The organism is Nocardia sp. NPDC003183 (genome assembly GCF_053590715.1).
Genome location: NZ_JBSFTG010000004.1, coordinates 92,402 through 117,901, shown reverse-complemented (window position 1 = coordinate 117,901; position 25,500 = coordinate 92,402). Strand labels below are relative to the sequence as shown.

The window sequence follows — 25,500 nt, the reverse complement described above, 5'->3', positions numbered from 1 at the left end:
GCGTGGACCCCGCGATCGACCGGTAGGGTCGCGCTATGCACTCGCCCGAAGTCCTGCTCGACGACAACGACGCTGTGTACGACTACTACCTGCGGCATCAGCAGAACAGGTGGAAGGCGCTTGCCTCGTACGCGGTGCTGGCCCGGCGGTTCCGGCCGCGCGTGACGTTCGCCGAAGGCGCGAAACAGCAGTTGAAGGCGCTGATCCGCAGCGGTCGGCCGGTGATCTACGCGATCAACCACCTCTCGACCAGCGACCCGTACACGGTCGCGGCGACGGCGTGGCGCTCACCGCTGCGCTCGAAGATCGGGCGGGTGCGGGTGCTGGCGAAGGACGAGCTCTTCCTCGATCCCGAGCAGCGGCGCAAGGTGGACATGATGGGCGGGATCCCGGTGTTCCGCGGCAAGGACCACGGCATTCGCGCGGTCAATGCCGCAGGTCAGCGGATGATGGATGTGTGCGCGCAGCGGTTGGCCGCCGGTGATCACCTCGCGATCTTCCCCGAGGGGACGTGCAATGAGGTAGATCACACCAAGGTGCAGGCGGTCGGCAGCGGAATCGGGCATATCGCGTTCCGCGCGGCCAAACTGGACGCCGCGCCCGCGCTGGTCGCCATGGGGATGAACTACGGGTCCTATGCGGCCGGTGTCGAACCGACCGCGGCCGAGGTGGTGTCGGGCAGCGCCTACTTCCGGGCGCCGATTCTCGAGTTGCCGCAGCGACCCGCCGACATCGCCAGGCTGGTCAAAGACGAGCTGCAACTGGCTGTCGACGGGGCCGTCGCGCGCTACTGAGGTAGACCGAACAACTCTCTGGCTCGTTGCGGGACGTAGGCGATGTAGTCGGGGCGGGTGGTGATGAAATGCAGGACGACCGGGCACATCGGCAGGACGCTGAAACCTTGGTCTCTGCTGGTGTCCAGCGCGGCTTTGACCAGGGTGTTCGCCAGGCCTCGGCCTTCGAATCGGGGGTAGATCTCGGTGTGCACGAGGGCGCGTTCGTCCCCGGTGTCCTGGTATTCGATGTAGCCGGCGGGTTGACCGTCGGCGGTGAGTTCGAACCGCTCGAGCGCGGTGTTGTTGCGGACCTCGGTCGCCATAGGTCGACGCTACCGTGTTCGGGAGGACAACCCACTGAGCAAATGAGAACATGGGTCACTCCCCGACCACCTCCGAGCCGTTGCGCGCCTGACGAAAGGCCGAGAGCGAACGGTCGAGCTCGGAAACGACACTATGAATACACGGAGAGGCGGAACAGATGGCCGGCGAACCGCTTGTCGTGCTCGCTCCCGACAAGTTCAAGGGGTCGTTGACCGCGCCGGAGGTGGCCAGGTCTCTGGCCAGGGGAATCGCTCGGCGTGCGCCGAAGGCGCAGGTGCGGTGTGTGCCGGTGGCTGACGGTGGTGACGGGATGGTCGACGCCTTCGTGGCGTCGGGGTGGAAGCGGGTGGAGGTAGCCGCGCCCGGGCCCACGGGGGAGCAATCGACGGCGGTGTACGCGGTGCGGGGGGATACCGCGGTGGTGGAGTTGGCGGCTGCCGTGGGGCTGGTGAAGTTGCCCGGTGGGCGGCTGGATCCGCTGCGGGCCGATACGTTCGGGCTGGGGGTTGCCATCGTGCACGCGCTCGACGGCGGGGCGCGGGAGATCGTGCTCGGGCTCGGCGGCAGCGCTTCGACCGACGGTGGGTCGGGGTTGTTGCGGGCGCTCGGGTTGCGGTTGCTCGATCAGGAGGGGCGGGAACTGGCGGGCCGCGGGGACGTGGCCGCGTTGCTCGAGCAGGTCGCCTCGGTGGATCGAGGTGGGTTGCATCCGGCGGTCGCGACGACGCTGTTCACGCTGGCCTGCGATGTGGACAATCCGTTGCTCGGGCCGGCTGGTGCGGTAGCGGTGTACGCGCCACAGAAGGGCGCCAGTGCTCGGCAGATGCTGAAACTCGAAGCGGGGCTTACCAACTGGGCGGCCGTGCTGGGCAGGGGCTATGCGGAGATCGGTGGGGCGGGCGCGGCGGGCGGCACCGGGTTCGGGGCGCTCGCGGTGCTGGGCGCGCAGGTGCGCAGCGGGATCGATGTACTGCTCGAGCTGCTGGAATTCCCGGCCCTCATCGACGGGGCCAGGCTGGTAGTCACCGGTGAGGGCTCACTGGATCACCAGAGCATGCACGGGAAGGCGCCGGTCGGGGTCGCGGCGGCGGCGAAGAAGGCGGGCGTGCCGGTGATCGCGGCGGTAGGGCGAACCCTGTTGTCGCCAGGGGAGATTCGAGCCGCGGGATTCGCCGCGTGTTATCCGCTCAGCGACCTCGAGCCCGATCCCGCGCGCTCGATCATCGCGGCGGCCGACCTACTCGAACGCATCGGCGAACGGATCGCCATGGAGCACTTGTGCCGGATGCGCTGACGGTTACAGCGCGATTCGGGAGGACGAAGGCTGCGGGGCAGTCGGCCGGGTAGTGGTGGCCAGCGCCTCGCGATTCTCGTCGCCCCAGGTCTCGAGCGGTTCCAGCGCGAGGCGAAGGGCCTCGCCGAGCGGGGTGAGCGAGTACTCCACCCGCGGCGGGATCTCGGGGAAGATCTCGCGGTGCACCACGCCGGTGCTCTCCAGGTGCCGCAGGTTCTCGGCGAGCACCTTCTCGCTCACACCCTCGAGCATCCGCCGGATCTGACCGAATCGCTGCGGCCCGGCGCCGAGCACCCACATCAGGTGCAGCTTCCATTTACCGCCGACGACGTCGATGGCCAGGCTCATACCGCACACATCGTGATCTGCGTCACTGCTCAATGTCGCCACACCCTTCTGACCGTATTTCGAACCTCTGGGTAAGCAACCACACCCGAACGTTCGGTCTTCCCGACGATACTCGCGCCGACCACCATGGAAAGCGGCGCCGAACCAACCAGTATCGAGAATCGAAGGGCCACACCATGTCCGAGCAGACCGCTCCCCGTTCCGTTTCCGTTCTCGGCCTCGGCCCGATGGGCCAGGCGATGACCAGGGCCTTCCTCGAAGCGGGCGTCGAGGTGACGGTGTGGAATCGCAGCACCGCCAAGGTCGATGCCATGGTGGCGCTGGGTGCCGAGCGCGCAGGCACCGTCGCCGAGGCGCTCGATGCCAACGAGGTCTCCGTGCTCAGCCTCACCCATTACGACGCCATGTACGACGTGCTCGGCCAGGCGATCGACCACCTGCCCGGCAAGGTGATCGCCAACCTGTCCTCCGACTCACCGGACAAGGCGCGGGCGGGCGCGCGGTGGGTTCGCGAGCGGGGCGCCGAATTCCTCTCCGGCGGCGTGATGTCGGCGGGCGACAACATCGTCCATCCCTCGTCCTACATCTTCTACAGCGGCCCGAAGACGGTCTTCGACGCGCACGCCGAGCTGCTGCGCCCGCTCAGCCCGCAGGAATACCTGGGCGCGGACGACGGCTTGGCCCAGATCTTCTACCAGGCCCTGCTGATCACCTTCCATCCGTGGTTGCTGGCGTTCGACCAGGCGTCGGCGATGATCGCGAACTCCGGCCACAGCATCGACCAGTTCGTACCGTTCGCCGTCCGCTCCGCCGGCGCCTACCCGTTCTTCATCGAACAGTTCGCCGAGGCGAACAAGGCAGGCGGGTTCGCGGAGCTCTCGCACCTGAAGATGATGGACGCGGGCGCCCAGCACATCATCGACGCCAGCGAAGAGGCAGGCGTCGACGCGAGCCTGTCCCACCTCGCCCAGTCGTTCTGGCGCAAGGCCGTCACCGCGTCCGAGGCGACAGGCAGGCAGATCTCGCCGTACGCGTTGTTCCGCGGCCAGGCGTCCTGATGTCGACTTCCGGCCGAGCGGCCGAGGCGGTCACCGTCATCGGCCTCGGCCCGATGGGGCAGCAGATCGTGCGCACCTACCTCGCCGCGGGTTTCACGGTGACGGTCTGGAACCGCACCCCCGGCAAGGCCGACGGTCTGGGTGCCCATCGCGCCGAGACGGTCGCCGACGCGGTGGCGGCGGCGGAGCTCATCGTGCTCAGCCTGACCCACTACGACGCGATGGACGAGATTCTCGGCGGCGCCGATCTGACCGGCAAGGTTGTGGTCAACCTGTCCTCGGATTCGCCGCAGCGGACTCGGCAGGGGGCGGCGTTCGTCCGGGCTCGCGGCGGCGAATTTCTCGTCGGTGGGGTGATGGCTCAGCCGCACGAGCAGGCGCTGGCGATCATCGACCGGTCCGGTTCCGAGATAGCCCGGTTCATGCCCTACGCCCAGCGGTCACTGGGCAGTGTCGGCGCGCTGTACGCCGCGTGGGCGGGAATCGCCGAGGACGGGGGTCCGCCCGATCCGGCGTACCTGCGAATGATGGCGGCCGGCGCGCGACATGTGGTGGCGACCGGTGCCGAGGTCGGCGTGGACACCGTTCTGGCCGAATCGGTTTCGTCATATTGGGAGCGAGCTGCCGGTACGCCCGAATCGACGTTCCAGGTATTTCGCGGATGACACGCTGAAACCGTTCGGCACGGTGGTGCCGAACGGTTTTCGGTGGTCACGCGGTCTCGGCGCCCGATCCCAATCTGGGGAACGGCTCGGTGGAGAACACCACTTCCACCGCTACCTCGAAGTAGGCCGCGAGCCGCAGGGCCAGGTGCAGGCTGGGGCTGTATTCGCCGCGTTCGAGGTAGCCGACGGTCTGGTAGTGCACACCGAGCGCTTCGGCCAGGTCCCGCCGCGAGATGCCGCGCTCGGCGCGCAACATCGCGATGCGGTTGTAGATGACCTCAGAAGGCACGCTGCATCGCTTTCTCGCGGCGCACGGCCACGCTGGATCCCGACTCATGGCGGGCCGCCCGCCGCAGCACGATCGGCGCGAGCAACAACCCGACGATCGACCATACGCCGAGTACCGCGGCGGTCTCGAGGTGCCGCCACGACCCGTCGATCTCGATGGCCGCCGCCTCGGCGGGGAGCAGCCCGGAGCGCATGCCCAGGCCGAGCCAATACATCGGGAACAGCTGGGCCAGGCCCTGCACCCAGCCGGGGAGCGCGGTGATCGGGTACCAGATGCCGGAAATGGCGATCAGTCCCATCAGCGGCAGTGTCAGCAGGAAGATGTCGCGGGCGCCGACGATCAGTCCGCCCAGGATGGCGCCGATCGGCAGGGTGGCCAGCAGACCGAGCAGGATCACCCACGCCAGCGTGACCAGGCCGCCGCCGGGCATCGAGAATCCACCGACGATCACGGCACCGATGGTCAGCACCACCACCAGCTGGACGAGTACCGCGGCCGCGGTCGTGCCGATCTTGCCGATGAAGTAGCCGAGGATGCCGTTGGGAATCGTCTTGGCGCGCAGCAAGGTTCCGTCCTCCCGGTCGAGGGCGAGGACCTCGGCGATGCCGTACAGCCCGTTGAACGCGATGATGCTGCCGAGCAGGCCGGGCACCGCGAGTTCACCGAGTGACAGCTCGGTGTCCTGGTAGGTCCGGTCGCGCAGGAAGAAGATCGCTATCAAAAACAGTGTGGGAGTGAGGAACTGGGCCACCAGACTCGTCCCGTTGGTGTAGAGCTGCCGCAGTTCGATCCACATCGCGGCCAGGCCGCCCCTGGCCGCTACCAGCGTGGGATTCATCGCGTGACCTCCTGCAGTGAGCGAACGGGTTCGGCGGCCGTGCCGGATTCGAAACGGCGGACCAGCGCCATATAGGTGTCCTCCAGCGACGCGCGCTGCACCTCGAGGTCCTCGATCAGGTCGCCGTGCTGTTTGAACAGTTCGTGGACGTACTTCGTCGACTCGGTCGTCGTGTGGACGAAACGTTGGCCGTCGCGGGTCCAGCGCACCTCGGCCTCGCCCGCGGTGGCGGCGCTGAGCTCCTCCGGAGAGCCGTCGGCGATGATCCGGCCACCGGCCAGGATCAGGATCCGGTCCGCCAGTTTCGCGGCTTCGTCCAGGTCGTGGGTGGTGAGCAGGACGGTGGTCTCGTCCAGATCGGCCAATCGATGGACCAGATCGTGGAAGTCGCGCCGGGCAGCGGGATCGAAGCCCGCGGTCGGCTCGTCCATGAAGAGCAGTTCCGGTCGGCCGACGATGCCGATCGCCACATCGAGTCTGCGTCGCTGCCCGCCGGACAGGGTGGCGATCTTCGCATCGCGCTGATCGGTGAGCCCGACCAACTCGATGAGTTCATCGGTGTCCCACGGTCTTGTCACCCGGGCCGTGGAATAGGGGCTGTAGTACCCACCCAGATGGCCGAGCAGTTCGGCCACTCGCCATTTCGCGTGGTCACGCCAGGATTGGAGCACCACGCCGATGCGGGCGCGCCAGAGTTCGTCACCGTGTTCGGGATCGGCCCCCAGCACCTCGACCTGGCCGGCCGATCTCCTGCGGAACCCCTCGAGGATCTCGATCGTGGTGGTTTTGCCCGCGCCGTTGGGCCCGAGCATCACGAGCACTTCCCCGCGCTCGGCTTGAAATGTCACATCGTGCAGGACGTCGGTCTCGTCGTACCGCATCCGTAGTTGCGCGACATCGAGAACAGCGTTGTTGTTCGAAGCCATGAGTCCTCCCAGTCATCGACCTTCGATGATTTGTAGCATACGTACTACATTTCATCGTGGCAATGCTTCGCCGAAATGGGACATTCCGAAAACTGTGAGCACTGCTCTTGACTTCGGCTCGTGGAGCGCGCATGCTTGTACTCAACAGAGAGCAGTGCTCACAGTTCAGGAGTGATCAACATGGACAACGCGACCCGCCACCTCCCCCCGACCGGCATCGACCCGATCGTCAACAAGATCGCCAACCTGCTGCCCAGGCTGGGGATCAGCATCATGGGGTCGCGGCTGCTGGCGGTGCGCGGCCGCAAGAGCGGGGAATGGCGCACCACCATGGTCAACGTGATGACGGCCGCCGACGGTGAGCGCTACCTGGTCGCGCCGCGTGGGCACGTCCAATGGGTGCGCAATCTGCGCGTGGCGGGCGATGGCGAACTGCGCCTCGGCCGCAAGACCGAACGGTTCACCGCCACCGAGGTCGCCGACACCGACAAGGTGCCGCTGCTCCGGCTGTACCTGGAGAAGTGGGGCTGGGAGGTCGGCAAGTTCTTCGAGGGCCTCACCAAAGACGCGACCGATGCCGAATTGATCGCTATCGCACCGGGTTTCCCCGTCTTCCGGCTCAGCTAGGGCTTGCTCAGGTATTCGATCGCGGCGGCATAGCCCTGGATGCCGAGGCCGGCGATGACCGCGGTCGCGATCGGGGAGACGAACGAATGGTGCCGGAACTCCTCGCGCGCGTGCACATTACTGATGTGCACCTCGACGATCGGCACCTCCGGGATCACCAGGGCGTCGCGCAGTGCCACCGACGTATGGGTGAGGCCGCCGGGGTTGATGACGATGGCCGACACCTCGCCGCGGGCCTGGTGGATCCGGTCGATCAGCGCGCCTTCGTGATTGGACTGGAACGCGATGACCTTGCGTTCGAATCGGGCGGCGGTCTGCTCGCACAGTGCGACGACATCGTCGAGGGTGTCGGCGCCGTAGATCTCGGGCTGACGGGTACCGAGCATGTTCAGGTTCGGTCCGTTGATTACCAGGATGGGACCAGTGGCCTGCTCGGTTTCCATGCAGGCCACTGTATCCAGGTTGGACCTGTCCCGGATCGTGTGGTGGCTGTGTTTTTGGAGCGCTGGCGCGCTCGAGCGGGCCCCTGGGGGCCCTGATCTTCCCTCCCTCCGGGTACTCCTTCGTCGCACCCTCCGGTCAGTCCAGATCAGGGCGGGGCCCTTTGGGTAGGGACATACGGGCCGTACCCGTTTCGCTGGGGGGCTACAAGCCCGTCGGGCCCTCCGAGCGCAGGTCGTCGACCTTGCGCATGGCTTCGCGGAGTTCGGCCAGCCAGGTTTCGGCGTGTTTGCCTGCGAGTTTGACCGTCCAGGCCAGGGCGTCGGCGCGGGAGCGGGCGACGCCCGCGTCGATCAGGGTGTCGAGGACCTGGCGTTCGGGCTGGCGGAGACGGGTCATCACGGGGACGGCCAGGTGGGTGAACAGGATCCGTTCGCCGTCTACTCGCACGCCCCACGCGACGCTGCGGCCGTAACGCCGCTGGGCCTCGTCGGCGATCTGCATGCGGGCCGGGCGGGTCGACTCGCGGAAGCGGGCCAGCGCGCCTTCTTTCGTGGCCGCCGGGGTGCTCGCGTCGCCGGGGACGGGCAGTTCGCCGACCACGACGATCTCGTCGCGGTCGATCTCGATGTCCACCGGCCCGGTGAACCAGTCGGCGGGCAATCGTCCGGCGAACCAGTCGGGGGCGTCGGCGGGATCGGGAAGGTCGGCTTGCTGCCATCCGCCGGGTCGGCCGAATCCGCGCTCGCGTCGATCGTTCCGCATGGAAATCACCTGCTATCTGTCTTGCGCACGTTGCGTTGATTACAAGATTACGCCGATATCAGCGCGGTGAATTCCGCTCTGCGTGAACGAGCGCGTATCGACTCGGTAAAGGCGATGCCGTGCGTGTGGGCGGAGGCGGCCTGGGTACCCTCGCGTTGAATCGCCGGACAAATGCGAGATCCGCACCACCTGGCGCGGCTGTCGGTACGGTTGACGCAGCAGTTGTTGCCGCTTACTGGGCGAGGTTGGAAAACGGACCCTCATCGGGGCGAGATTTCCGGCACAATCGAGGTGTCGAGGTCGGGGAGTATCCCGACTGACCGGGGCATTGGAGACGGGTCAACTTCCGGTACGGTGGATTTGTTACCGGAGTGGCAAGAGTGAAGAGTGGGCGATATGGATGTGTGGGGATCCCGCCGCTTTCGCGTCCGGGGCGCAATGGCGATCGCGGGGGTTGCGACCCTCGCCATCGCGCTGTGCTCGTGCGGAGTGGGTGGGAAGACGAGCGAGTCGGAGACGGTGGTCCAGCGGTTCACCGAGTACCTCGACGATCAGGACTACGGCAAAGCCGCCGACCTGACCTCGTACCCCGCTGCCGCTTCGGCAACCATGAAGCAAATGTTCGAGGGCCTGCAAACGGGCACCGTCGACTACGAGGCGTCGCAGGTTATCGACCTCGACAAGCAGTCGGCGATCTTCAGCATGGAAGTCGCCTGGAACTTCGGCGAGAAGAAGGACTGGACCTACACACTGCAGGGCACCGTACGCAAGCTCGCCATCGGCTGGCGGATCTCCTGGGAGCCCGCGGTGGTCATGCCGCAGCTGACGAACAATCGCACCGTCAAGCTCGTGCGTACCACCGCGAAGCCGCCGCCCAAGGTTGTCGACCTGCCCGGCGAAACGCTGATGACCGAGCAGACGCTCAACGTCATCAAGATCGACCCGAGCCGCACCGGCGACCTCGTCGGCACCACCAACGCGCTCGCCGACGCCATCGAGCCGGTCGCGCCCCTGATCACCGGGCCGTCGCTGATGCAGCAGCTGGCAGGCTCGCAGGGCAAGCCGATCGTCGCGGTGAACCTGCGTGACGGGGATTTCGCGATCCTGGAACCACGGATGGCCAAGGTGCCGGGTGTGGTGATGGAGAAGCAGCCCAAACTGATCTCGGCCGACCGGCGCACCCGTTCGCCGATGCTCGACGCGCTGCGCGAGGTGTGGCAGGACAGCCTCGAGGCCACCGCGGGCTGGGGTGTGCAGATCTTCGAGGCCGACGGCAGGTTCGTCAACCAGGTGGCTGGATACCAGGGACCGGCCGGGCCGGACATCGCCGCGACGATGGATCAGCGACTACAGCGCGCCGCCGAAGACGCCGTGGTGAGCGCGGGGACCGCGGCCACGGTCGTGGCCATTCAGCCGTCGACCGGCGCGGTCGTCGCGGTCGCGCAGAACTCGTACGCGACGGAGAAGGGACCGATCGCCTTCACCGGACTGTTCCCGGCGGGCGGCACGATGGAGCTGTTCCGCACCGTGGCCGCGGCGATCAAGAACAAGCCGCCGCAGGACGTCACCGTGCAGGAGGCGGCCGAGGCGGCCACCGCGCTCGGCGTCGGCGTCGACTTCAAGGTGGCCGGGCTCGACGAGGTGACCGGGCGGATCAGCACGCCCGGCCGCAGCACCGAGCAGGTGCGTCAGGGTGCGGGCGCCGACGCGGTGCAGGTGAGCCCCTTCGGGATGGCGATCGCCGCGGCGGCCATTTCGCGGGGGTCGGTGGCGCCGCCGATGATCGAGGCGGGCAAGCCGGGCACCACCGATACGCCGGTTCCCGCGCTGCCCCAGCCCGCGGTCGACCGGCTGCGCGCAATGATGAACGAAGGCATCGGCAAGCCCGAAACCGCCGCCCTGCGCGGATTCCGCGATATCACCGCCTTCGCCGCGACGGGCGGCGCCGACGGCTGGCTGCTGGCGACGATGGGCGACCTGGTCTTCGCGGTGCACATCGCCGATGTCGACAGTGGTGACGCCACTTCACGACTCGCGGCCGTGCTGCTGAAATCGCTGGCGACGCCGGAGCCGTAAAAGCGAGAGTTATCACTGCTCAGTGGCTATGAACCCGGTCTCGAAGTCGATCTTGACCGGTTACGCTACGTCGGTGAAGAGATACGCGCCGTTCGGTATCGATGCTCTATTGGTGATCGTCTTCTGCGCGATCGGGAGGCGCAGTCACGACGAAGCCGTCATCGCCGGTCTGCTGAAAACGGTGTGGCCCTTCGGGTTAGGACTGATTCTCGGCTGGATTTTAGCGGTCTACCTCGCACGGAACACGCGGTTCGACGCAACGGCGTTGTGGCCCACCGGAATTCTGATCTGGGCGAGCACCCTGGTCGGCGGGATGGTGTTGCGCGCCATCAGCGGTCAGGGCGTCGCACTGAGTTTCATGATCGTCGCGGCCTGCGTCCTCGCGCTGTTCCTGCTGGGTTGGCGGGCGGCCATTCGCGCGCTGCGTTGATCAGATTCGTCGCTGCTGCTTGAACTCTTGCTCGTATTCTTCGTCGTCGGCCTGTGGTGTGCGGAACAGGAACGCGAAGACGATCCAGCCGACCACGGCGACCAGGATGAAGCTGACCAGCCGGTATACGAACGCGGCCGCGACGGCCTGCGCGGCGGGCAGGCCCGCGGCCGCGGTGAGACTGTAGATCAGCGTCGCGTCCACGTAGACGATGCCGCCCGGCGCGAACGGAATCGACCCCACCGCCTTGCCCGCCGCGAAGGCGATGAGCAGCCCGGACAACTTGGGATCGGCGCCGATCGCGTAACAGGCGGTGCCGAGACACGCCACGTCGGCGAACCGGTGCACCAGCGCCCACACCCCGACGAGCGCCGCGTCCTTCTTCCCCAGATCGACCGACTCGAGTTGCGCCCGGATCTCGGCCAGCTTGGCGATGCCGTGATCGGCGGGTTTCTTCCGCAGCCGATTCACCAGCGCGAGTACCCGCCGCAGCACGGCCTCGAGCGTGCCGGGATGGCGGGCGAGATAGTTGCCTGCGAACACCACCAGGGCGAGGACCACCAGCGAGACGACGAATTTGAAGCCGATTCCCTGTCCGACCAGCGCGGCGCCGGCGATCCCGAGCAGCGCCAGCCCCGCGGCGGCGACCACGCCGGAGAAGACCAGCTGCCAGGAGGCCACGATCGGGCTCGCGCCCCAGCGCCGGGTCTGGCGGTAGGTGAACGCGGTGGAGAAGACCTGTCCGGCGGGCAGCGTCAGCGACATCGCGGTCGCGCCGTAGACCACCGATACCGATTTCCCCTGACTGACGTCCACCCCACCGGCGTGCAGCAGTTGTTTCTGCACCCGCCCGAAACCGCTCATCGACATCGCCTGCAACACGATGCACAGGAACAGCCAGCCCCAGTGGATCTCGGTGAGCGTGCGCCAGGATTCGTGCAGGCGGGGCCACAGGTACACGCCTTCGCCGACGAGCAGCGCGAGGATCACCGCGCCGAGCACCCACTTGACCCACCGAAAGCGGCGGCGGCGGCGCTCGGCCGGTGCGCCTGCTAGGTCGCCGTCGGCCGTCACGGTCTCAGCCTAGTGAACACAGTCGGCTTCCGGCCGTCCGCAGACTGCGCACGGCCGGAGCGAAGGCGCAGGTACGCCCAACGAACGCATCTGTTCTTCCTCGTCCCCGCGCGGCGCGGCGATCGCCGACTTCGGCCAGGCCAGGCGGGTTTTTCTGCGTCTGCCGCGCAATTGGACCTCGTCTCCGGTTATCCAATGTTCTTGCTCGCTTTCGTCGGCGAAGTAGAGCGCGCTGCCCGAAGCGAGAACGCGGCCGGGATGATCTTTGGCCAATTCGGTGAGCCGCGACGCCTCGTTGACGGGGTCGCCGATCACGGTGTATTCGAAACGATTTGCGGCGCCGATGTTTCCGGCCACCGCCAGGCCCGCCGAGACGCCGATGCCGATGTCGAGGCTGGTCACCTCGCGCAGGGCCTCGCGCAAGTCGCGGGCCGCGGCGAGGGCGGCGCTCGGCGCGTCGGGGCGATCCAGCGGGGCGCCGAAGATGGCGAGCGCCGCGTCGCCGACGAACTTGTTGACGAAACCGTGGTGGCTGTCGATCACGTCGACCACCACCCGGAAGAACTCGTTGAGCAGGCTCACCACCTCGGTCGGCGGGCGTTCGGCCGCGGCGGCGGTGGAACCGACCATGTCCACGAACAGCACCGCGACGAACCGGGTCTCACCACCGAGTTCGGTGCCGTAGTCCAGTGCCCGCTGCGCCACGTCCTCGCCGACGTGCTGGCCGAACAGTTCCTGCAGCTTGCGGCGCTTGGCCGCCTCGTCCATCATCCGGTTGAAGCCGACCTGCAACAGCCCGATCTCGCTCCCGTCGTAGACCTCCACCTGCACGTCACGCGAGCCGGCCTGCACCCTGTTGATGGCCTGGGACAACTGCCGCACCGGGTCGGAGATGGAGGAACCGGTCAGCATCGACAGCGCCAGCGCCTGCAGGATCACCACGCCACACAGCAGCAGGATCGAGATCGCGAGCGACTTCGCCGAGAACTTCACGTCCGAGGAGATCTGGGTGACGCACAGCAGCACGATCGCGATGGTCGGCGCGAAGGTGCCCATGCCCCAGGTCATCGCCATCCGGGTGCCGACGCCGGGGGTGAGCGTGTGGTCGAAGGTGCCCTCGGTCAGCGCCTCCGCGGCGACCGGGCGCAGGATGCGTTCACCCAGCATGTAGGTGAAGCCGAACACGATGGTGGCGGCCATACATTCGGTGACGATCACCGCACCCGCCAGTTCGGGCGATTCGGTGATGATCAGTGCGGCCAGGATCCCGCCACCGATGATCCACAGCACCAGGTGCACGATCGACTGCCGCAGCGGCACGTGCAGGGCCGCCATCTGCTCGCGTCTGCTCGGTGGCCCGCCGCGCATCTGCCAGCGCATCACCGGCCGCAGCATGAGCGCCGCGGCGAAGATGCTCAGCACCGCGGCCACCCCGAAAACGAGCAGCGGCGCGAGCAGACCGGTCTGGCGCACCCCACCCGGATCGCCCTCCGGAACCGGCAGGCCGTATTGGATGAAGGCCCACACCAGCACCGCGCCGAAGGCGTTCGCCAGCAGCACAGACGTCAGATACAGCGGCCAGCGCGTTCGCATGGTCTGTTTGACCGCTTCCAGGGGCGCCGACACGACCACCAATCTAGCGTTCGGACCGATAGGCTCTCTCGAGTGACCGACCAGAAGGTAGATTCCGGGACCGCGTCAACGCCGTGGCGCTCGGACGCCGAGGCAGTTCATCCCCTGGTCCGCAAAGCCGCCGCGTGGAGTTGGCGGCTGCTGATCATCTTCGGCGCCCTGCTCGCGGTCGGAATGCTCGTGCAGAAGTTCGCCACGGTGGTGATCCCGCTGGCCATCGCGCTGCTCGCCGCCGCGCTGCTCGCGCCGATGGTCGATTGGATGCAGCGGGTGGGGATTCCGCGTTCGCTGGGCGTGTTCGTCGCGCTGCTGGGGTCGATCGGTCTGCTCGCGGGGGTGCTGACCTTCGTCGTCGAACAGTTCGTCGACGGTGTGCCGGGGCTGTCCAACGAGGTCACCAACAGCGTGCACAAAGTGCAGGACTGGCTGATCAACGGTCCGCCCCATCTGAGCGATCAGCAGATCCGCAGCGCGGGCGACACCATCGTGCGCACCATTCAGGACAACCGCGAGAGCCTGACCAGCGGCGCGCTGACCACCGCCACCGCCATCGGCCACATTCTCACCGGTGCCTTCCTGATCCTGTTCATTCTCATCTTCTTCCTCTACGGCGGAGATCAGATCTGGAACTTCGTCACCCGGATCATCCCCACCGCGCACCGAGAAAAGGTCCGCACCGCCGGTGAACTGGGCTTCGGAACGCTCGTCGGGTTCGTGCGTGCCACCGTCGCGGTGGCCGCCGTCGACGCGATCGGTATAGGAGCAGGGCTGGCGATTCTGCATGTGCCGTTGGCCTTGCCGCTGGCCTCGCTGGTGTTCATCAGCGCGTTCATCCCCATCATCGGCGCGTTCTTCGCCGGGTTCGTCGCCGTGTTCATCGCCTTGGTCACCAAGGGCCTGGTGACCGCGCTGATCGTGCTCGGCATCATCATCGCGGTGATGCAGCTGGAAGGCCATGTGCTGCAACCGCTGCTGCTCGGGCGGGCCGTGAGTATCCATCCGCTGGCCGTGGTGCTGGCCATCACCGCGGGGTTGGTCGTCGGCGGAATCGCGGGGGCACTGCTCGCCGTGCCGTTGATCGCGGTGGGCAACACGGCGATTCGCTATCTGCTCGCCGACAGTCCGGAGGAGGCCTTCGGCGAGCTGGTCGCCACCGAGGAGCGAAAACGGTTCAGCGCCGAACCCGACAAACCGGAACCGCCGGGCCGCTTCGACGTGGCGAAGCGACTGCGCATGGAAGAAGCCGAGTCCGGCGATGCGGACTCACACCGCTGAGCTGAGCTCGGCCGACGCCGCCACCGCGCCGCTGTGGCGGGCGGCGCAGGCGTTTCGGCTGGTCACGCTGCTGTACGCGATCGGTCAGCAGATCGCGTCGGTGTCGTATTACGAGCATCCGCGACTGAGCTGGATGCTGATCGCGGTGATGGCGATCTGGTCGGGCAGTTCGGCGCTGCTGCTGTCGCAGTGGTACTTCCCCGAGGCGACCGGGAAGATCCGCGGCTGGGTGGTGTTCGGCGACCAGGTGGTGACGATCGCGCTGATCGCCTCGACTCGGCTTGTCGCGGACTACGATTGGTACCACGGACATCAGACCCTGCCGACGACGTTGTGGATCGCGAACTCGGTGATCTCGATGGCCATTCTGCGCGGACCTGTCGCGGGTGTTGTCGCCGGACTTGCCATGTCGGCCGTCGTGGTGACCGTGCGGGATCAGTGGGGACAGGACGTCTGGGGCGACGCGACCGCACCGGTACTCGTTTCGGTCGGGTTGGCGCTCGGGTTGGCCGCCAATACCGCTCGACGGGCGCAGGGGCAGCTCGAACGGGCTTTGCGAATCACGGCGGCGGCGCAGGAGCGGGAGCGGCTGGCTCGCGAGGTGCACGACGGGGTGTTGCAGGTGCTGGCGTTCATCAAACGCCGTGGAAGCGAGATAGGCGGGCCCGCAAAGGAACTCGCGCAGCGGGCCGGAGAACAAGAGGTGGCGTTGCGGGTGCTGCTGTCCGAGCAGGCGGAGCTGCCAGATCCGGGGTCGGGCGACGTGGATCTGCGGCCACTGCTGACCGCGCACGCCACGCCGAAGATATCGGTGGCCACGCCGGGCGATCCGGTGCTGGTAGGACGGATGGTCGCCCAGGAGATCGCGGCGGCGGTGAACACCGCGCTGTCGAATGTCTCGCTGCACGCCGGCGCCGACGCGAAAGCCTATGTGCTGCTCGAAGACACCGGTGACGGCTTGGTGGTGAGCGTGCGCGACGACGGTGTGGGGATCGCGACGGGACGGCTGGAAGCGGCCGAAGCCGAAGGGCGGATGGGGGTTTCGCGGTCGATCGTCGGCCGGATCGAGGCGCTGGGCGGCAGTGCCGAGTTGTTGACCGAGGGCGCGGACCTCGGTACCGAGTGGGAATTCCGGATTCCGCGCCATCCGGCGCGCTGAGAAGAGGAGCTGGGCGATGCCGGTGATCACGGTGATGGTGGTCGACGACCATCCGATGTGGCGTGAGGGTGTTTCGCGCGATCTCGCCGAAGCCGGTTTCGAGGTACTGGCGACCGCGGACGGCGTCGGCACGGCCTCCCGCCGGGCCGCGGCCGTACAGCCGGACGTGGTGTTGATGGATATGCAGCTCACCGACGGGAACGGGGCCGCGGCCACCGCCGAAGTGCTGCGGGTGTCGCCGCACAGCCGGGTGCTGGTGCTGTCGGCCTCGGCCGAGCGCGACGATGTGCTCGACGCGATCAAGGCCGGGGCCAGCGGATATCTGGTGAAGAGCGCGTCCGCCGCCGAGCTGATCGACGCTGTGACGGCCACTGCCGCTGGTCAGCCGGTGTTCACGCCCGGGCTGGCCGGGTTGGTGCTCGGCGAATATCGGCGGATGGCGACCGCACCGGCGGCTGCCGATCAGCCGCATCGGCCGTCGTTGACCGAGCGGGAGACCGAAGTTCTGCGGATGGTGGCCAAGGGGTTGTCGGCCAAGCAGATCGCTACTCGATTGAATCTCTCGCACCGGACCGTGGAGAACCACGTGCAGGCGACGTTGCGCAAGTTGCAGCTGGCGAATCGGGTCGAACTCACCCGCTACGCGATCGAGCAGGGGCTCGAGTAGTCGCAGTGATTAGGGGTTTGCCCTGATGTGCTCGGTAGGGGTGTCTGGCTACCCTCGATGACATGGGCGGTCCTGAATCCCTCTTCGTACCCGGTGCCGCGACGGCTGGTCCCGTCGGTGACCGTGAGCTGCGTGTTTCCGATGCCGAACGTGAGCATGTCGGTCAGCTGCTGCAGCGTGCCGTCGGGCTCGGCATGTTGTCGCTCGGGGAGTTCACCGAGCGGATGGACACCGCGCTGGCCGCCAAGACCCGCGGTGAACTCAACGCCGTGCTGGTCGACCTGCCCGGTATGCGGGTGGCGGGCACACCGCAGCCCGCCGCGATGCCGCGCCCACGACACATCCCGGTTCCGGCCGGTGGATCGAATCCGAGCGCGATCCGCAGCCGGTTGTCGGGGGTGCATCGACGCGGGCCGTGGCAGGTGCCGCCGGTGCTGCACCTCAACAACCTGATGTCCGGGGTGACCTTGGACTTCACCGAGGCGGTGATGCAGACGCAGATCGTGGAGATTCAGGTCGACGACTACTGCACGAGCCTCACATTGCTCGTTCCAGCGGCGGCCACCGTCGACCTCAACGGTCTCGATCTGGTGGGGTCCTCGGCCAACAACAAGGTGCGTACGGGGCCGCCGATCGGACCTCTGCACCTTGTCGTACACGGACGTATCCGGTTCGGGTCGGTGACGGCGAAGTATCCGTTGATGGTGCAGTGGCGACGGTTTCTGGGGTCATGATCCCGGGTAGTCGGGGAGACGTCGAGGGCTACCCGGGCTGATTCGGGTAGGAACCGGGGGTTGACGGGGGTTTCTACTCATGTTCGGCGGGTGTCGGGCGCCGACGATGGGGATATGAGTACCGCTATTGATCCCGCGCTCGTAGCGCGGCTCTCGGGGGAGTTCACCGCGCTGGGCGCCAGGATGGGTCAGCTGGGGGGCGATCTGGACGTGCTTTCCGCGCAGTTGCGGGCCGAAGCAGCGCTGCGCGCGGGTGAGGTGGTGCCCTCGAAGTCGAGTGCGCCTGCTGTGGGGCCTGCGGCTGTTGCGGGGTCGCCTGCTGTGGGGCCTGCGGCTGTTGCGGGGCCGCCTGCTGTGGGGCCTGCGCCCGTTGTGGGCCCGCCGACTGTTGCGGGCTTCGGGCCTGGTCACGGCGGTCCGCCTCGGGGCGCTGACCTCGGTCAGGCGGGGTGGGCAGGTGTTGGCCACACAGCGACCTACGCGTCGGCGCATGGAGCGGCTGTGCCCGTGGGCGCGGGGCAGGGGCGTCAGGTTGGGTCCGGGTGGGGGCAGGGAACTTATCCGGCTGGTCGACCCTTCGCGCCGATGCCGATGCCGATGCAGATGCGTGGGCCGGGGCGCGAGGCTCGGGTGCCGTGGTGGCAGCGGGAAGGGGTGATTTCCCGGGTGCTGGCGGTGGCCGGGGTCGGCGTGACCTTGGTCGGCGTGCTGATGCTGCTGGTGTTGGCCGCACAGGCGGGGTTCTTCGGCCCGATAGCGAGAGTCGTTGCTGGGGCGGGTCTTTCGGTGGTGCTCGTCGGCCTCGGGTGGCGGGTTTTCGGTCGGCCCGGCGGCCGGGTCGGCGCAATCGCGTTGGTGGCCACCGGTATCGCCGGGATGTATCTGGATGTCGTTGCGGTGACGGGGTATTACCGATGGGTCCCTGGCGGGGTGGGGCTCGCGGTGGCGCTGGTGGTGGCGTTGATCGGGGTGGGAATCGCGGTGCGGTGGCAGTCGCAGCCGCTGGCCGTGGGGGTGGTGGTGGGGGCCGCGGTGCTGTCACCCGCGTTGACCACCGAGTTGATGTTGCTCGGGTTCCTGGTGGTGTTGCAGGCGGCCGGGGTGCCGGTGCAGATGCGCAGGGATTGGCCGGTGCTCCACGTGGCGCGCACTGTGCCGGTGGTGCTCGCCGTGCTGGGGATGGTGGCGTTCAGCGGGATCGAAGGGGTGATCTCCGGCTCGGAGGCGCAGCAGCGGCAGGGTCTGCTGGTCGCCGCGATCGCCTGTGCGGTGGTCGGTCTGGTCGGCGCGCTGCTCACGGTGCGGCGCAGGCACGATGACATCACCGCGAGTATCACGATCGCGCTGACCGCCCTTCCGGTGCTCGCCGTCGCCGTACTGTTCGACCGAATGGTGAGCGCCTCGATCACCGCGGCTCTGGCCGCTGTCCTGCTCGGCCTCGCGGCCACCGCGGTGATTCCGCGCCTGACGGGAGTGGTCCCCGCCGCGACGCCTCCCCGCCCCGCGAATGCTCCTGATGCCGAGGATGTTCGGCCTGTCGCAGTGTTGCGGATCGCGCGGCACACGGCACTGGTGGCGGGTCTGACCGGTGCCGCAGCTCTGTCGCAGACCTGCGTGGCGGCGACGAGCGGTCACCCTCGACTGCTACCGACCATGCTGTTCGCGGCCGGTCTGGGGTTTCTCGCGGTGGCCGCCGTCAGTCGCACCCGGGTGGCCGCCGGGCTCGGTATCGCGTTCGCGTTGCTCGGTGGGCTGGTGATGCTGGCGACAGCTACGCCGGAAACACTTGCGCTGCAGTGGCTCGCGGAGCGGGAACTCGATGTCGCGACGGCCGTGGCGGCCGTGGTCGGGTTGGGTGTGGCGGCGATGGTGGCGTGGACCGTGCCACGGTTGCCGCGGTGCGACGATCCGGCGCTCGTCACCGGGGTGTGGATCGCGGTGAGTATCGCGGGGCTGTACTACGTGCTGGTCGCCGCGGTGTCCCTCGGCGTATCTCTGGGCGGTGCCGATGGTTTCGTCGTCGGGCACAGCCTCGCGACCATCGTGTGGATGGCGGTGGCCACCGGCTCGCTGTTCTACGGTTTGCGTCGTCTCGCCAGTTCGCCCGCCGTGGCGAAGGTCTGCCTGGTGTCCGGCCTGCTGGTCGCCGCGGCCGCACTGGCGAAACTGTTCCTGTTCGATCTGGCGACACTGTCCGGCCTGGTCCGCGTCACCGCGTTCCTGGCCGTCGGAATCCTGTTGCTGCTCACCGGAACCCGCTACGCACGTGCCTTCGCCGAGGCAGCACCACCGCGCCAGGTCTCCTAGAAACAACGAACCGGCGGGGCTCGAAAGCCCCGCCGGCCGTGTGTCAGCACTGCGAACGTCAGTCGTCCTCGCGTCGGCGCAGCAGTTCGTTCACGCTCACCGTCCGGCCCTCGTTGCCGTGGTGGCGACCCTCGTCCGCGGCCGTACCGCGGCGCGACGAGCGCAGCTGCGCCATCCAGTTCTCGATCTCGTTGCGCGTATCGGCGGGGGATTCCGCTGCGGTGGCATCGGTTTCGGCGGCAGGAGTATCCAGGGACGCATCGTCGGAAGGCTCCGCAGGCGATGCGGGCGGCGTCGGAACAGCGGTGAAACCGGAAGGCGCCTGCCACTGACCGGGGGTGCCGATCTGGTCGGTCGCCGGTGCCTCGCCGGCCGGTTCCCCACTGGCGGCCGATGTTTCGCCGGTTGCCGAATCCGGCTGCCGGGGTGAAGGCGCGGTCTCGGGTCGGACCTCGGTGAATCCGGGCGGCGCGATCTGCGGACGCACCACGTCTGCCGGTCGAGCCGAAGTCGGCCGGTCGCCGGAGGAATCGACGACAGGACGATCACGGTTCGCCTCGTCGGCCGAGGACGGGGTGACCGGAGAGAAGCGAGGTCCGCTGTCCTGGTCGGACGAGGTGAAACCGCGTGGTGTGCCGGGGCCGGTCATGCCGTTGTTCCACGGGGAGCTCGGCTGCGGTTCCACAGGTACTGCGGTGCCGAAGATGCCCTGCGGCGGGATCGGCGACTCGGGTTCCGTTTCCGCGCGAGCCGGACTGCCCTGGTGAGACTCGGCGCGATGCGAGCCGGGCGCCGCTGTGAAGTCAGGGCTCGCTGTATCGACCTCATACGGGCGCGAATCCGTCTCGCGCACAGGGGGATCGGCCTGCTCCGTCGGACGGCTCTGTTCGGTCGGACGGCTCGGCGCGAATGGACGGCTGTGTTCGAACGGACGACTCTGCTCTGACGGACGGCTCGGCTCCGCCGGAGGGGCCGCATCGACCGGATCGGGCGCGGGGGAGTCGGGCGTGACCGGCCTGAGGTTCGACGCGGTCACCGGGCTGAACCCGTTGAAAGTTCCGCTCGACGGAGTCTCGCTCGCAGGCGCGGGGGGTGTCGCGTTCGGGGGCGTGTTCACGATCCTCGGCGCCTGCGGCGGGACGATCCCACGCGGCGGCGGTGTCGCCGTGTTCGGCCTGGCCGGGGGCACAATGCTGGGTCGCGGCGGCGAATCGGCAGGGGGGGTGCCGAATCCGGCGCTGTCGCCGGTCTCGTCGGGGGTCGACACCCGGGGCACCGGCGGAGTCTCACCGATCACGCCGGAGGTGTTGTAGCCCGAAGGCGGCTGTACGCGTTCGGAGCCACGCGGCGGAACCCCGGTGACGATGCCGGGCAGATCGAGGCCGGACCCGGTGTCGACCGGTCCGGGTCGCGAGATCGACGGGCCGGTGGGGGTTTCGGCGGTGCCGTTCGTGCGTCCGCGCCCGTTGGTCGAGCGAGCGGCACCACCGGGGCCGGTTCGGGGATCGCCGAGATCGGCGAGGGGAATGGGGGGTGTGCCGAAGCTCGGCCCCGAATAGCCACGGTCTTCGTCCTCGGCGGTATCCGTGGTCGAATCATCAGGTCCCTGAACGGGATTCGGAGCATCCGGCTTCACGATCGGCAGCACCTGGGTCGGCTCGCCGGAAACGTACTTCGGCAGGTCGGGACCGGAGTCCTCCTGCTTCGCCGTGTCCTCCGGAGCGACTTTCGCCGGCGTACCCGGCTTGACCACGGGCAACTCCCGGGTCGGCTCGCCCGAGGACAACACCGAGGCGCGAGGACGCGTCGGATCGGGCGACATCGGCTGGCGCGAACGGGCAGGTTCGGCGGCGTCGGTGTCGGTGATCTTGTCGATGCGCTGGGTCGGGGCCTCGGCCTCGATCTCGGCGACCGTGCGCGGCCTGCGCGGGGTGCGGGCCAGCTTGGAATCGGGGACCACCGTCATCTGCATGGTCGGCGGGTCGGTGATCGGGGTGGTCTTCACCAGGTCGACCACGCCACCGTGTTCCGGGCGCTCGTCGTCGAGGATGGGTTCGCCGAGGCCGATCTTCTCCTGGATGCGCTTCATCCACTTCGGCGCCCACCAGCAATCGTCGCCGAGCAGCTTCATGATCGCCGGGACGAGCAGCATGCGCAGAATGGTGGCGTCGATGAACAGCGCCGCGATCATGCCGTAGGCGATGTACTGCATCATCACCATGTCGGAGAACGCGAACGCGCCGGTCACCACCAGCAGAATCAGTGCGGCAGCGGTGATGATCCTGCCGGTTTGGGCGGTGCCGATCCGCACGGCTTCGGTGGTCGACGCGCCTTGGGCGCGTGCCTCCACCATGCGGGAGAGCAGGAAGACCTCATAGTCGGTCGACAAGCCGTAGATGATCGCGATGATCAGCATCAAGACCGGTGCGCTGATCGGCTGTGGCGTGAAGTTCAGCACCCCGGCGCCGTGGCCGTCGACAAAGATCCACGTGAGGATGCCGAGGGTCGCGCCGAGACCGAGCGCGCTCATCAACGCGGCCTTGATCGGCAGCACCAGCGAACCGAACGTCAGGAACATCAGCACGGTGGTGGTGACCAGCACGAGCAAGATCATCCACGGCATCAATTCCAGCAGCGTGTCGATGCTGTCGGCCATGAGCGCGGGCTGACCGGTGACGTACATCGTGACGCCGTCGGGTATTTCGATCGAGCGGAGATAGTCGATCGTCGGTTCGGCGCCACCGGTGGGATCGACCAGGGTCGCCGAGGTGCGGAACACCTCGGGGTTGGTCGGCGACTTGACCGGCACCTCGAACGGACCGACCAGCCCGGGAGCCTGGTTGGCTTCCTTCCAGACCTTGCCGATCGCGTTGGTGTTGTCCGAGACGAAGACCAGCTGGATCGGGTCGGTCTTCTTCTGCGGGAAGACTTCGTAGAAGTGCTCGAGTGCGGACCGGGTCGTATTGTCCGGCGGGAGGTACTTCTCGTTGATGCCGCCGAACGCCAGGTCCTTGACCGGGATGATCAGCAACAACAGACCGACGGTGATCGGAATAGCGATCTTGAGCGGGTGCTTCATGACCCAGCGGGTCGTGTTGCCCCAGAAGCCGTTCTCGATCTGCTCGGCGGTCTTGGTCTTGCGGAACCGCTTGAGACCGAGCGCGTCGACGCGGGGGCCGAGGATGCCCAGCATCGCGGGCAGGATGGTGATCGCGGTCAGTGCCGCCAGCGAGACGGCAGCGATGGTGCCGTACGCGACCGACCGCAGGAAGCCCTGCGGGAAGATCAGGATGCCGCCGAGGCTGGCGATGATCATCGTCGCGGAGAAGACAACTGTTCGTCCGGCGGTCATCACCGAGCGCCGCACAGCGGCGGGCGTGCTGTACCCCTCGGCCAGTTCCTCGCGGAAACGGCTGACTATGAACAGGCCGTAGTCGATCGCGAGACCGAGCCCGATCATCGAGACGACGCCGGTGACGAAGATGTTGACCTCGGTGAAATTGGTCAGCACCGTCACGATGCCGGTGGCACCGATGATCGTCAGACCACCGATGATCAGCGGCAGCGCGGCGGCGACGATGCCACCGAAGATGAAGAACAGCAGGATCGCCACCGCGGGGAAGGCCAGCACTTCCATCCGCTTGGAGTCGTGGTCGAGGGTGTCGGTCAGCGTGACCGCGATGGGCTGCAAGCCCGAGACCTCGACGTCGACGCCCGGGATGTAGAAGACGTCTTGCACGGCACGGTAATTGGCCATCATGACCGTGTCGTTGTCACCGGCGATGGCGATCGAGGCGAACGCGTGTTTCTTGTCCTTCGACCCGAACGCCGACGGCACAGCGGGCGCGTCGCCCACCTTCCAATAGGTGCCGTTGATCTTGCCGATCTGATCGGGATGTTCGGCGACAACCCCGGTCAGGCTGGCGACGATCTTCTGCTGGAACTCCGGGTCATCGATCGTTTTGCCCTCGGGGGCGTTGTACATGACGATCACGTCGGCGTTGTGGTCGCGCCCGTATGACCCGTCGGCGATCTCCGCGCCCTTCACCGACTCCGAGCCCGGATCGAACCAGCCGCTCTGAGTCAGGCGGGGGCCGAGCCCCATGCCGTAGGCGCCCAACGCCAACATCGCCGCACCGACGACAACGATGACGACGAAGCGGAACCGGTAGACCAGATCGCCCCAGCGGGTGAACACTTAAGCGACTCCTTGACCAGGGCGAGAAGTGAGTAGCGCAGACAGCGGCCGGAACGGCTGCAGCCAAGCGCCCTCGTCGGGCAGCGACTCGAGACTCACCCGCGGTAGCGGTTCGCGGAACACGCCGGGGATGTCCTCGAGGTCGACGAACCCGAGGGTATCCGAAGTGACCGCCCAACTCGCGTGCTCACGGAATCCGAGCACCTGAGCTGGGATTCCCTTGGCCGCGATGGCTTCCAAGGGTTCACGGAAGGCTTGGCCGTCGGCCGAGGCGACCATGATGCCGGCTAAACCACCGTCGCGTTGCCGGGTCGCGATGTGCGCGAGCATGTCGGCGTCGACATCGGAGTCTTCGTCGATCTTGGGCTTGGCGAACACCGCGAAACCGACATTGCGCAGCGCTTCCACCCACGGGCGGACCACGTCGGCGGTGCCGGGTGCGATATTGGTGAAGACGGTGGCCTCGGCCTCGATGCGCCCCTTGGACGCGACCGAGATCTCGGCGGTGCGGGCCAGCAGCCAGCGGCCGAGGGCGTCGAAGCGGGGGCGATAAGCGGCGGTGGGACGCCCACCGAGGATGGCGCCGAGCCCCATGTCGAGGTTCGGCGCGTCCCAGACCAGCAGGACACGTCGAACATCGGAACCGCTCAACGCCTCGGAACCGGAGCCTGCCTGGGCGGGCACCGGCATCTCGGGGGCGATCTCACTCACGCTCATCTGTCGATCTTCCCCCATATGAACTCGTTGATGGCGCTACCGGCACGCAGGCCTTTGCCTTCGAACTTGGTGACGGGCCGTTCGAAACCGATCGGCGCGGTAGTGCGGTTGGCGGCGCTGTCGCCGCCGGTGGTGTCGTTCAAGCCGGTGAACAGCGGTTCCTTGGAGCCTACTTCGAGAATATGTTCGGCGTAATCCGCGTGGTCGGTGGCCACGTGCAGCACGCCGCCGTGCTTGAGTCTGCTGGCGATCAGGGCGAAGGTCGGCGCCTGGAGCAGCCTGCGCTTGTGGTGGCGGGCCTTCGGCCACGGGTCGGGAAAGAACACCCGAACACCGATCAGCGACTCCGGGGCAACCATGTTCTCCAGGACGTCCACGGCGTCGCCGCGCAGCAACCGGATGTTCTCGATCTCCTCGCGCTCGATCTGCTGGACCAGCTGGGCCAGTCCGGGCTGATACACCTCGATGCCGATGAGATTCAGGTGCGGTTCGGCCTTCGCCATGGCGGCCGTCGCCGTGCCGGTGCCGGTACCGATCTCGATCACCAGCGGCGCCTCGCGCCCGAACCAGGCGTCGGCTTCGACCGGATCGTTGGACACATCGCGCCCGATCACCGGCCAGGTGCGGTCCCATGAGGTCTGCTGATTCGGCGTCAGCGCGCCTCGCCGCGAGCGGAAGCTCGTGACGCGCGGGTACAGCCGGGAGCCGGTGAGCGAGCGCCTGCCCGCGTCGTTCGGCATCTCCGACAGCTTGTGGCTGGTCGGCTCGGCGTGGTTGGCGGCGTCGTTCACGTCGTCCATTGTCCAGCATGCGCGGAGCTACGTCGCAGGCGAGTTCGGGGGACCGCTGATCCGCCCAGGTCGGCAGAAGGTTCGCCCCG

At 67.6% G+C, this 25,500-nt stretch carries 23 protein-coding genes and 1 pseudogene; 12 read left to right on the top strand and 12 right to left on the bottom strand.

Annotation, left to right across the window (positions count from 1 at the left end; genetic code table 11):
* Positions 1–35: 35 nt before the first annotated feature.
* Complete coding sequence (locus ACWDXS_RS16465) at positions 36–794, top strand: lysophospholipid acyltransferase family protein (protein ID WP_378634992.1); 759 nt, start codon at positions 36–38, stop codon at positions 792–794.
* Here ACWDXS_RS16465 and ACWDXS_RS16460 read toward each other — a convergent pair.
* A complete protein-coding gene (locus ACWDXS_RS16460; RefSeq protein WP_378634994.1) occupies positions 788–1,099 on the bottom strand; it encodes a GNAT family N-acetyltransferase in 312 nt (103 codons plus the stop codon). The two genes, ACWDXS_RS16465 and ACWDXS_RS16460, sit on opposite strands and share 7 nt — an antisense overlap.
* 158 nt (positions 1,100–1,257) lie before the next feature.
* Between ACWDXS_RS16460 and ACWDXS_RS16455 the strand changes: the two genes are divergently transcribed.
* The gene (locus tag ACWDXS_RS16455) at positions 1,258–2,394 is read left to right on the top strand and encodes a glycerate kinase (RefSeq protein WP_449966466.1); all 1,137 of its coding nucleotides are present in this window, start codon (positions 1,258–1,260) and stop codon (positions 2,392–2,394) included.
* Positions 2,395–2,397: 3 nt separating this feature from the next.
* Here ACWDXS_RS16455 and ACWDXS_RS16450 read toward each other — a convergent pair whose 3' ends face one another.
* Positions 2,398–2,742 carry a winged helix-turn-helix transcriptional regulator gene (locus ACWDXS_RS16450; RefSeq protein WP_378989533.1) on the bottom strand — a complete coding sequence of 115 codons (345 nt, stop codon included), beginning with the start codon at positions 2,740–2,742 and terminating at the stop codon, positions 2,398–2,400.
* 176 nt (positions 2,743–2,918) lie between these two features.
* On the opposite strand from ACWDXS_RS16450, the gene ACWDXS_RS16445 reads away from it, so the two are divergent.
* Together ACWDXS_RS16445 and ACWDXS_RS16440 are read left to right on the top strand one after the other, a co-directional pair.
* Entirely contained in the window at positions 2,919–3,800 is an 882-nt protein-coding gene (locus tag ACWDXS_RS16445) for an NAD(P)-dependent oxidoreductase (protein ID WP_449966463.1), read from the top strand.
* Complete coding sequence (locus ACWDXS_RS16440; protein ID WP_449966460.1) at positions 3,800–4,465, top strand: NAD(P)-binding domain-containing protein; 666 nt, start codon at positions 3,800–3,802, stop codon at positions 4,463–4,465. Before ACWDXS_RS16445 ends, ACWDXS_RS16440 begins: the two co-directional genes overlap by 1 nt.
* A gap of 46 nt (positions 4,466–4,511) precedes the next feature.
* Here the strand turns inward: ACWDXS_RS16440 and ACWDXS_RS16435 are convergent, their stop codons facing one another.
* From ACWDXS_RS16435 to ACWDXS_RS16425, 3 genes are read right to left on the bottom strand one after another with little or no spacing between them, the layout of a single operon-like run.
* Entirely contained in the window at positions 4,512–4,754 is a 243-nt protein-coding gene (locus ACWDXS_RS16435) for a helix-turn-helix transcriptional regulator (protein ID WP_056823747.1), read from the bottom strand.
* The gene (locus ACWDXS_RS16430; RefSeq protein WP_449966456.1) at positions 4,744–5,592 is read right to left on the bottom strand and encodes an ABC transporter permease; all 849 of its coding nucleotides are present in this window, start codon (positions 5,590–5,592) and stop codon (positions 4,744–4,746) included. The genes ACWDXS_RS16435 and ACWDXS_RS16430 overlap by 11 nt, the downstream gene beginning before the upstream one ends.
* Positions 5,589–6,518, bottom strand: coding sequence for an ABC transporter ATP-binding protein (locus ACWDXS_RS16425; protein WP_379311834.1), 930 nt, complete (start codon positions 6,516–6,518; stop codon positions 5,589–5,591). The genes ACWDXS_RS16430 and ACWDXS_RS16425 overlap by 4 nt, the downstream gene beginning before the upstream one ends.
* Before the next feature lie 180 nt (positions 6,519–6,698).
* On the opposite strand from ACWDXS_RS16425, the gene ACWDXS_RS16420 reads away from it, so the two are divergent.
* Positions 6,699–7,145 (top strand): nitroreductase/quinone reductase family protein, encoded by a 447-nt coding sequence (locus ACWDXS_RS16420; RefSeq protein WP_449966452.1) that lies wholly within the window; start codon positions 6,699–6,701, stop codon positions 7,143–7,145.
* On the opposite strand, the gene aroQ is transcribed toward ACWDXS_RS16420, so the two are convergent.
* A complete protein-coding gene (gene aroQ / locus ACWDXS_RS16415; RefSeq protein ID WP_449966449.1) occupies positions 7,142–7,588 on the bottom strand; it encodes a type II 3-dehydroquinate dehydratase in 447 nt (148 codons plus the stop codon). The genes ACWDXS_RS16420 and aroQ overlap by 4 nt on opposite strands.
* 202 nt (positions 7,589–7,790) lie before the next feature.
* On the bottom strand, positions 7,791–8,351 hold the full coding sequence (locus ACWDXS_RS16410; RefSeq protein ID WP_378635010.1) for a hypothetical protein: 561 nt from the start codon (positions 8,349–8,351) through the stop codon (positions 7,791–7,793).
* Positions 8,352–8,747: 396 nt separating this feature from the next.
* Here ACWDXS_RS16410 and ACWDXS_RS16405 point away from each other — a divergent pair, with 396 nt between their 5' ends.
* A complete protein-coding gene (locus ACWDXS_RS16405; protein WP_449966445.1) occupies positions 8,748–10,427 on the top strand; it encodes an NTF2-like N-terminal transpeptidase domain-containing protein in 1,680 nt (559 codons plus the stop codon).
* A gap of 73 nt (positions 10,428–10,500) precedes the next feature.
* Complete coding sequence (locus ACWDXS_RS16400) at positions 10,501–10,857, top strand: DUF3054 domain-containing protein (RefSeq protein ID WP_378989213.1); 357 nt, start codon at positions 10,501–10,503, stop codon at positions 10,855–10,857.
* Here the strand turns inward: ACWDXS_RS16400 and ACWDXS_RS16395 are convergent, their stop codons facing one another.
* Positions 10,858–11,931, bottom strand: coding sequence for a lysylphosphatidylglycerol synthase transmembrane domain-containing protein (locus ACWDXS_RS16395; protein ID WP_378989212.1), 1,074 nt, complete (start codon positions 11,929–11,931; stop codon positions 10,858–10,860).
* Positions 11,932–11,940: 9 nt separating this feature from the next.
* The gene (locus tag ACWDXS_RS16390) at positions 11,941–13,557 is read right to left on the bottom strand and encodes an adenylate/guanylate cyclase domain-containing protein (protein WP_449966440.1); all 1,617 of its coding nucleotides are present in this window, start codon (positions 13,555–13,557) and stop codon (positions 11,941–11,943) included.
* A gap of 39 nt (positions 13,558–13,596) precedes the next feature.
* On the opposite strand from ACWDXS_RS16390, the gene ACWDXS_RS16385 reads away from it, so the two are divergent.
* From ACWDXS_RS16385 to ACWDXS_RS16365, 5 genes are all read left to right on the top strand, one after another.
* Positions 13,597–14,838, top strand: a complete 1,242-nt coding sequence (locus tag ACWDXS_RS16385; RefSeq protein ID WP_378989211.1) for an AI-2E family transporter — start codon at positions 13,597–13,599, stop codon at positions 14,836–14,838.
* Positions 14,819–15,997 (top strand): MacS family sensor histidine kinase, encoded by a 1,179-nt coding sequence (macS, locus tag ACWDXS_RS16380; protein ID WP_449966436.1) that lies wholly within the window; start codon positions 14,819–14,821, stop codon positions 15,995–15,997. The genes ACWDXS_RS16385 and macS overlap by 20 nt, the downstream gene beginning before the upstream one ends.
* A 16-nt stretch (positions 15,998–16,013) precedes the next feature.
* On the top strand, positions 16,014–16,664 hold the full coding sequence (locus ACWDXS_RS16375) for a response regulator (protein ID WP_378916257.1): 651 nt from the start codon (positions 16,014–16,016) through the stop codon (positions 16,662–16,664).
* Positions 16,665–16,726: 62 nt separating this feature from the next.
* Positions 16,727–17,398, top strand: coding sequence for a DUF1707 SHOCT-like domain-containing protein (locus tag ACWDXS_RS16370; protein WP_378653837.1), 672 nt, complete (start codon positions 16,727–16,729; stop codon positions 17,396–17,398).
* A 585-nt stretch (positions 17,399–17,983) separates the two neighbouring features.
* The gene (locus ACWDXS_RS16365) at positions 17,984–19,705 is read left to right on the top strand and encodes a DUF2339 domain-containing protein (protein WP_449966431.1); all 1,722 of its coding nucleotides are present in this window, start codon (positions 17,984–17,986) and stop codon (positions 19,703–19,705) included.
* Between the two features lie 1,612 nt (positions 19,706–21,317).
* On the opposite strand, the pseudogene ACWDXS_RS16360 reads toward ACWDXS_RS16365, so the two are convergent.
* The 3 genes and pseudogenes from ACWDXS_RS16360 to trmB form a co-directional block, all read right to left on the bottom strand.
* Positions 21,318–23,903, bottom strand: a pseudogene (locus ACWDXS_RS16360) (MMPL family transporter); the annotation flags it as partial.
* Positions 23,904–24,620, bottom strand: a complete 717-nt coding sequence (locus ACWDXS_RS16355) for an NYN domain-containing protein (protein ID WP_082844190.1) — start codon at positions 24,618–24,620, stop codon at positions 23,904–23,906.
* The gene (gene trmB / locus ACWDXS_RS16350; RefSeq protein WP_449966426.1) at positions 24,617–25,420 is read right to left on the bottom strand and encodes a tRNA (guanosine(46)-N7)-methyltransferase TrmB; all 804 of its coding nucleotides are present in this window, start codon (positions 25,418–25,420) and stop codon (positions 24,617–24,619) included. The genes ACWDXS_RS16355 and trmB overlap by 4 nt, the downstream gene beginning before the upstream one ends.
* Between the last annotated feature and the right edge of the window lie 80 nt (positions 25,421–25,500).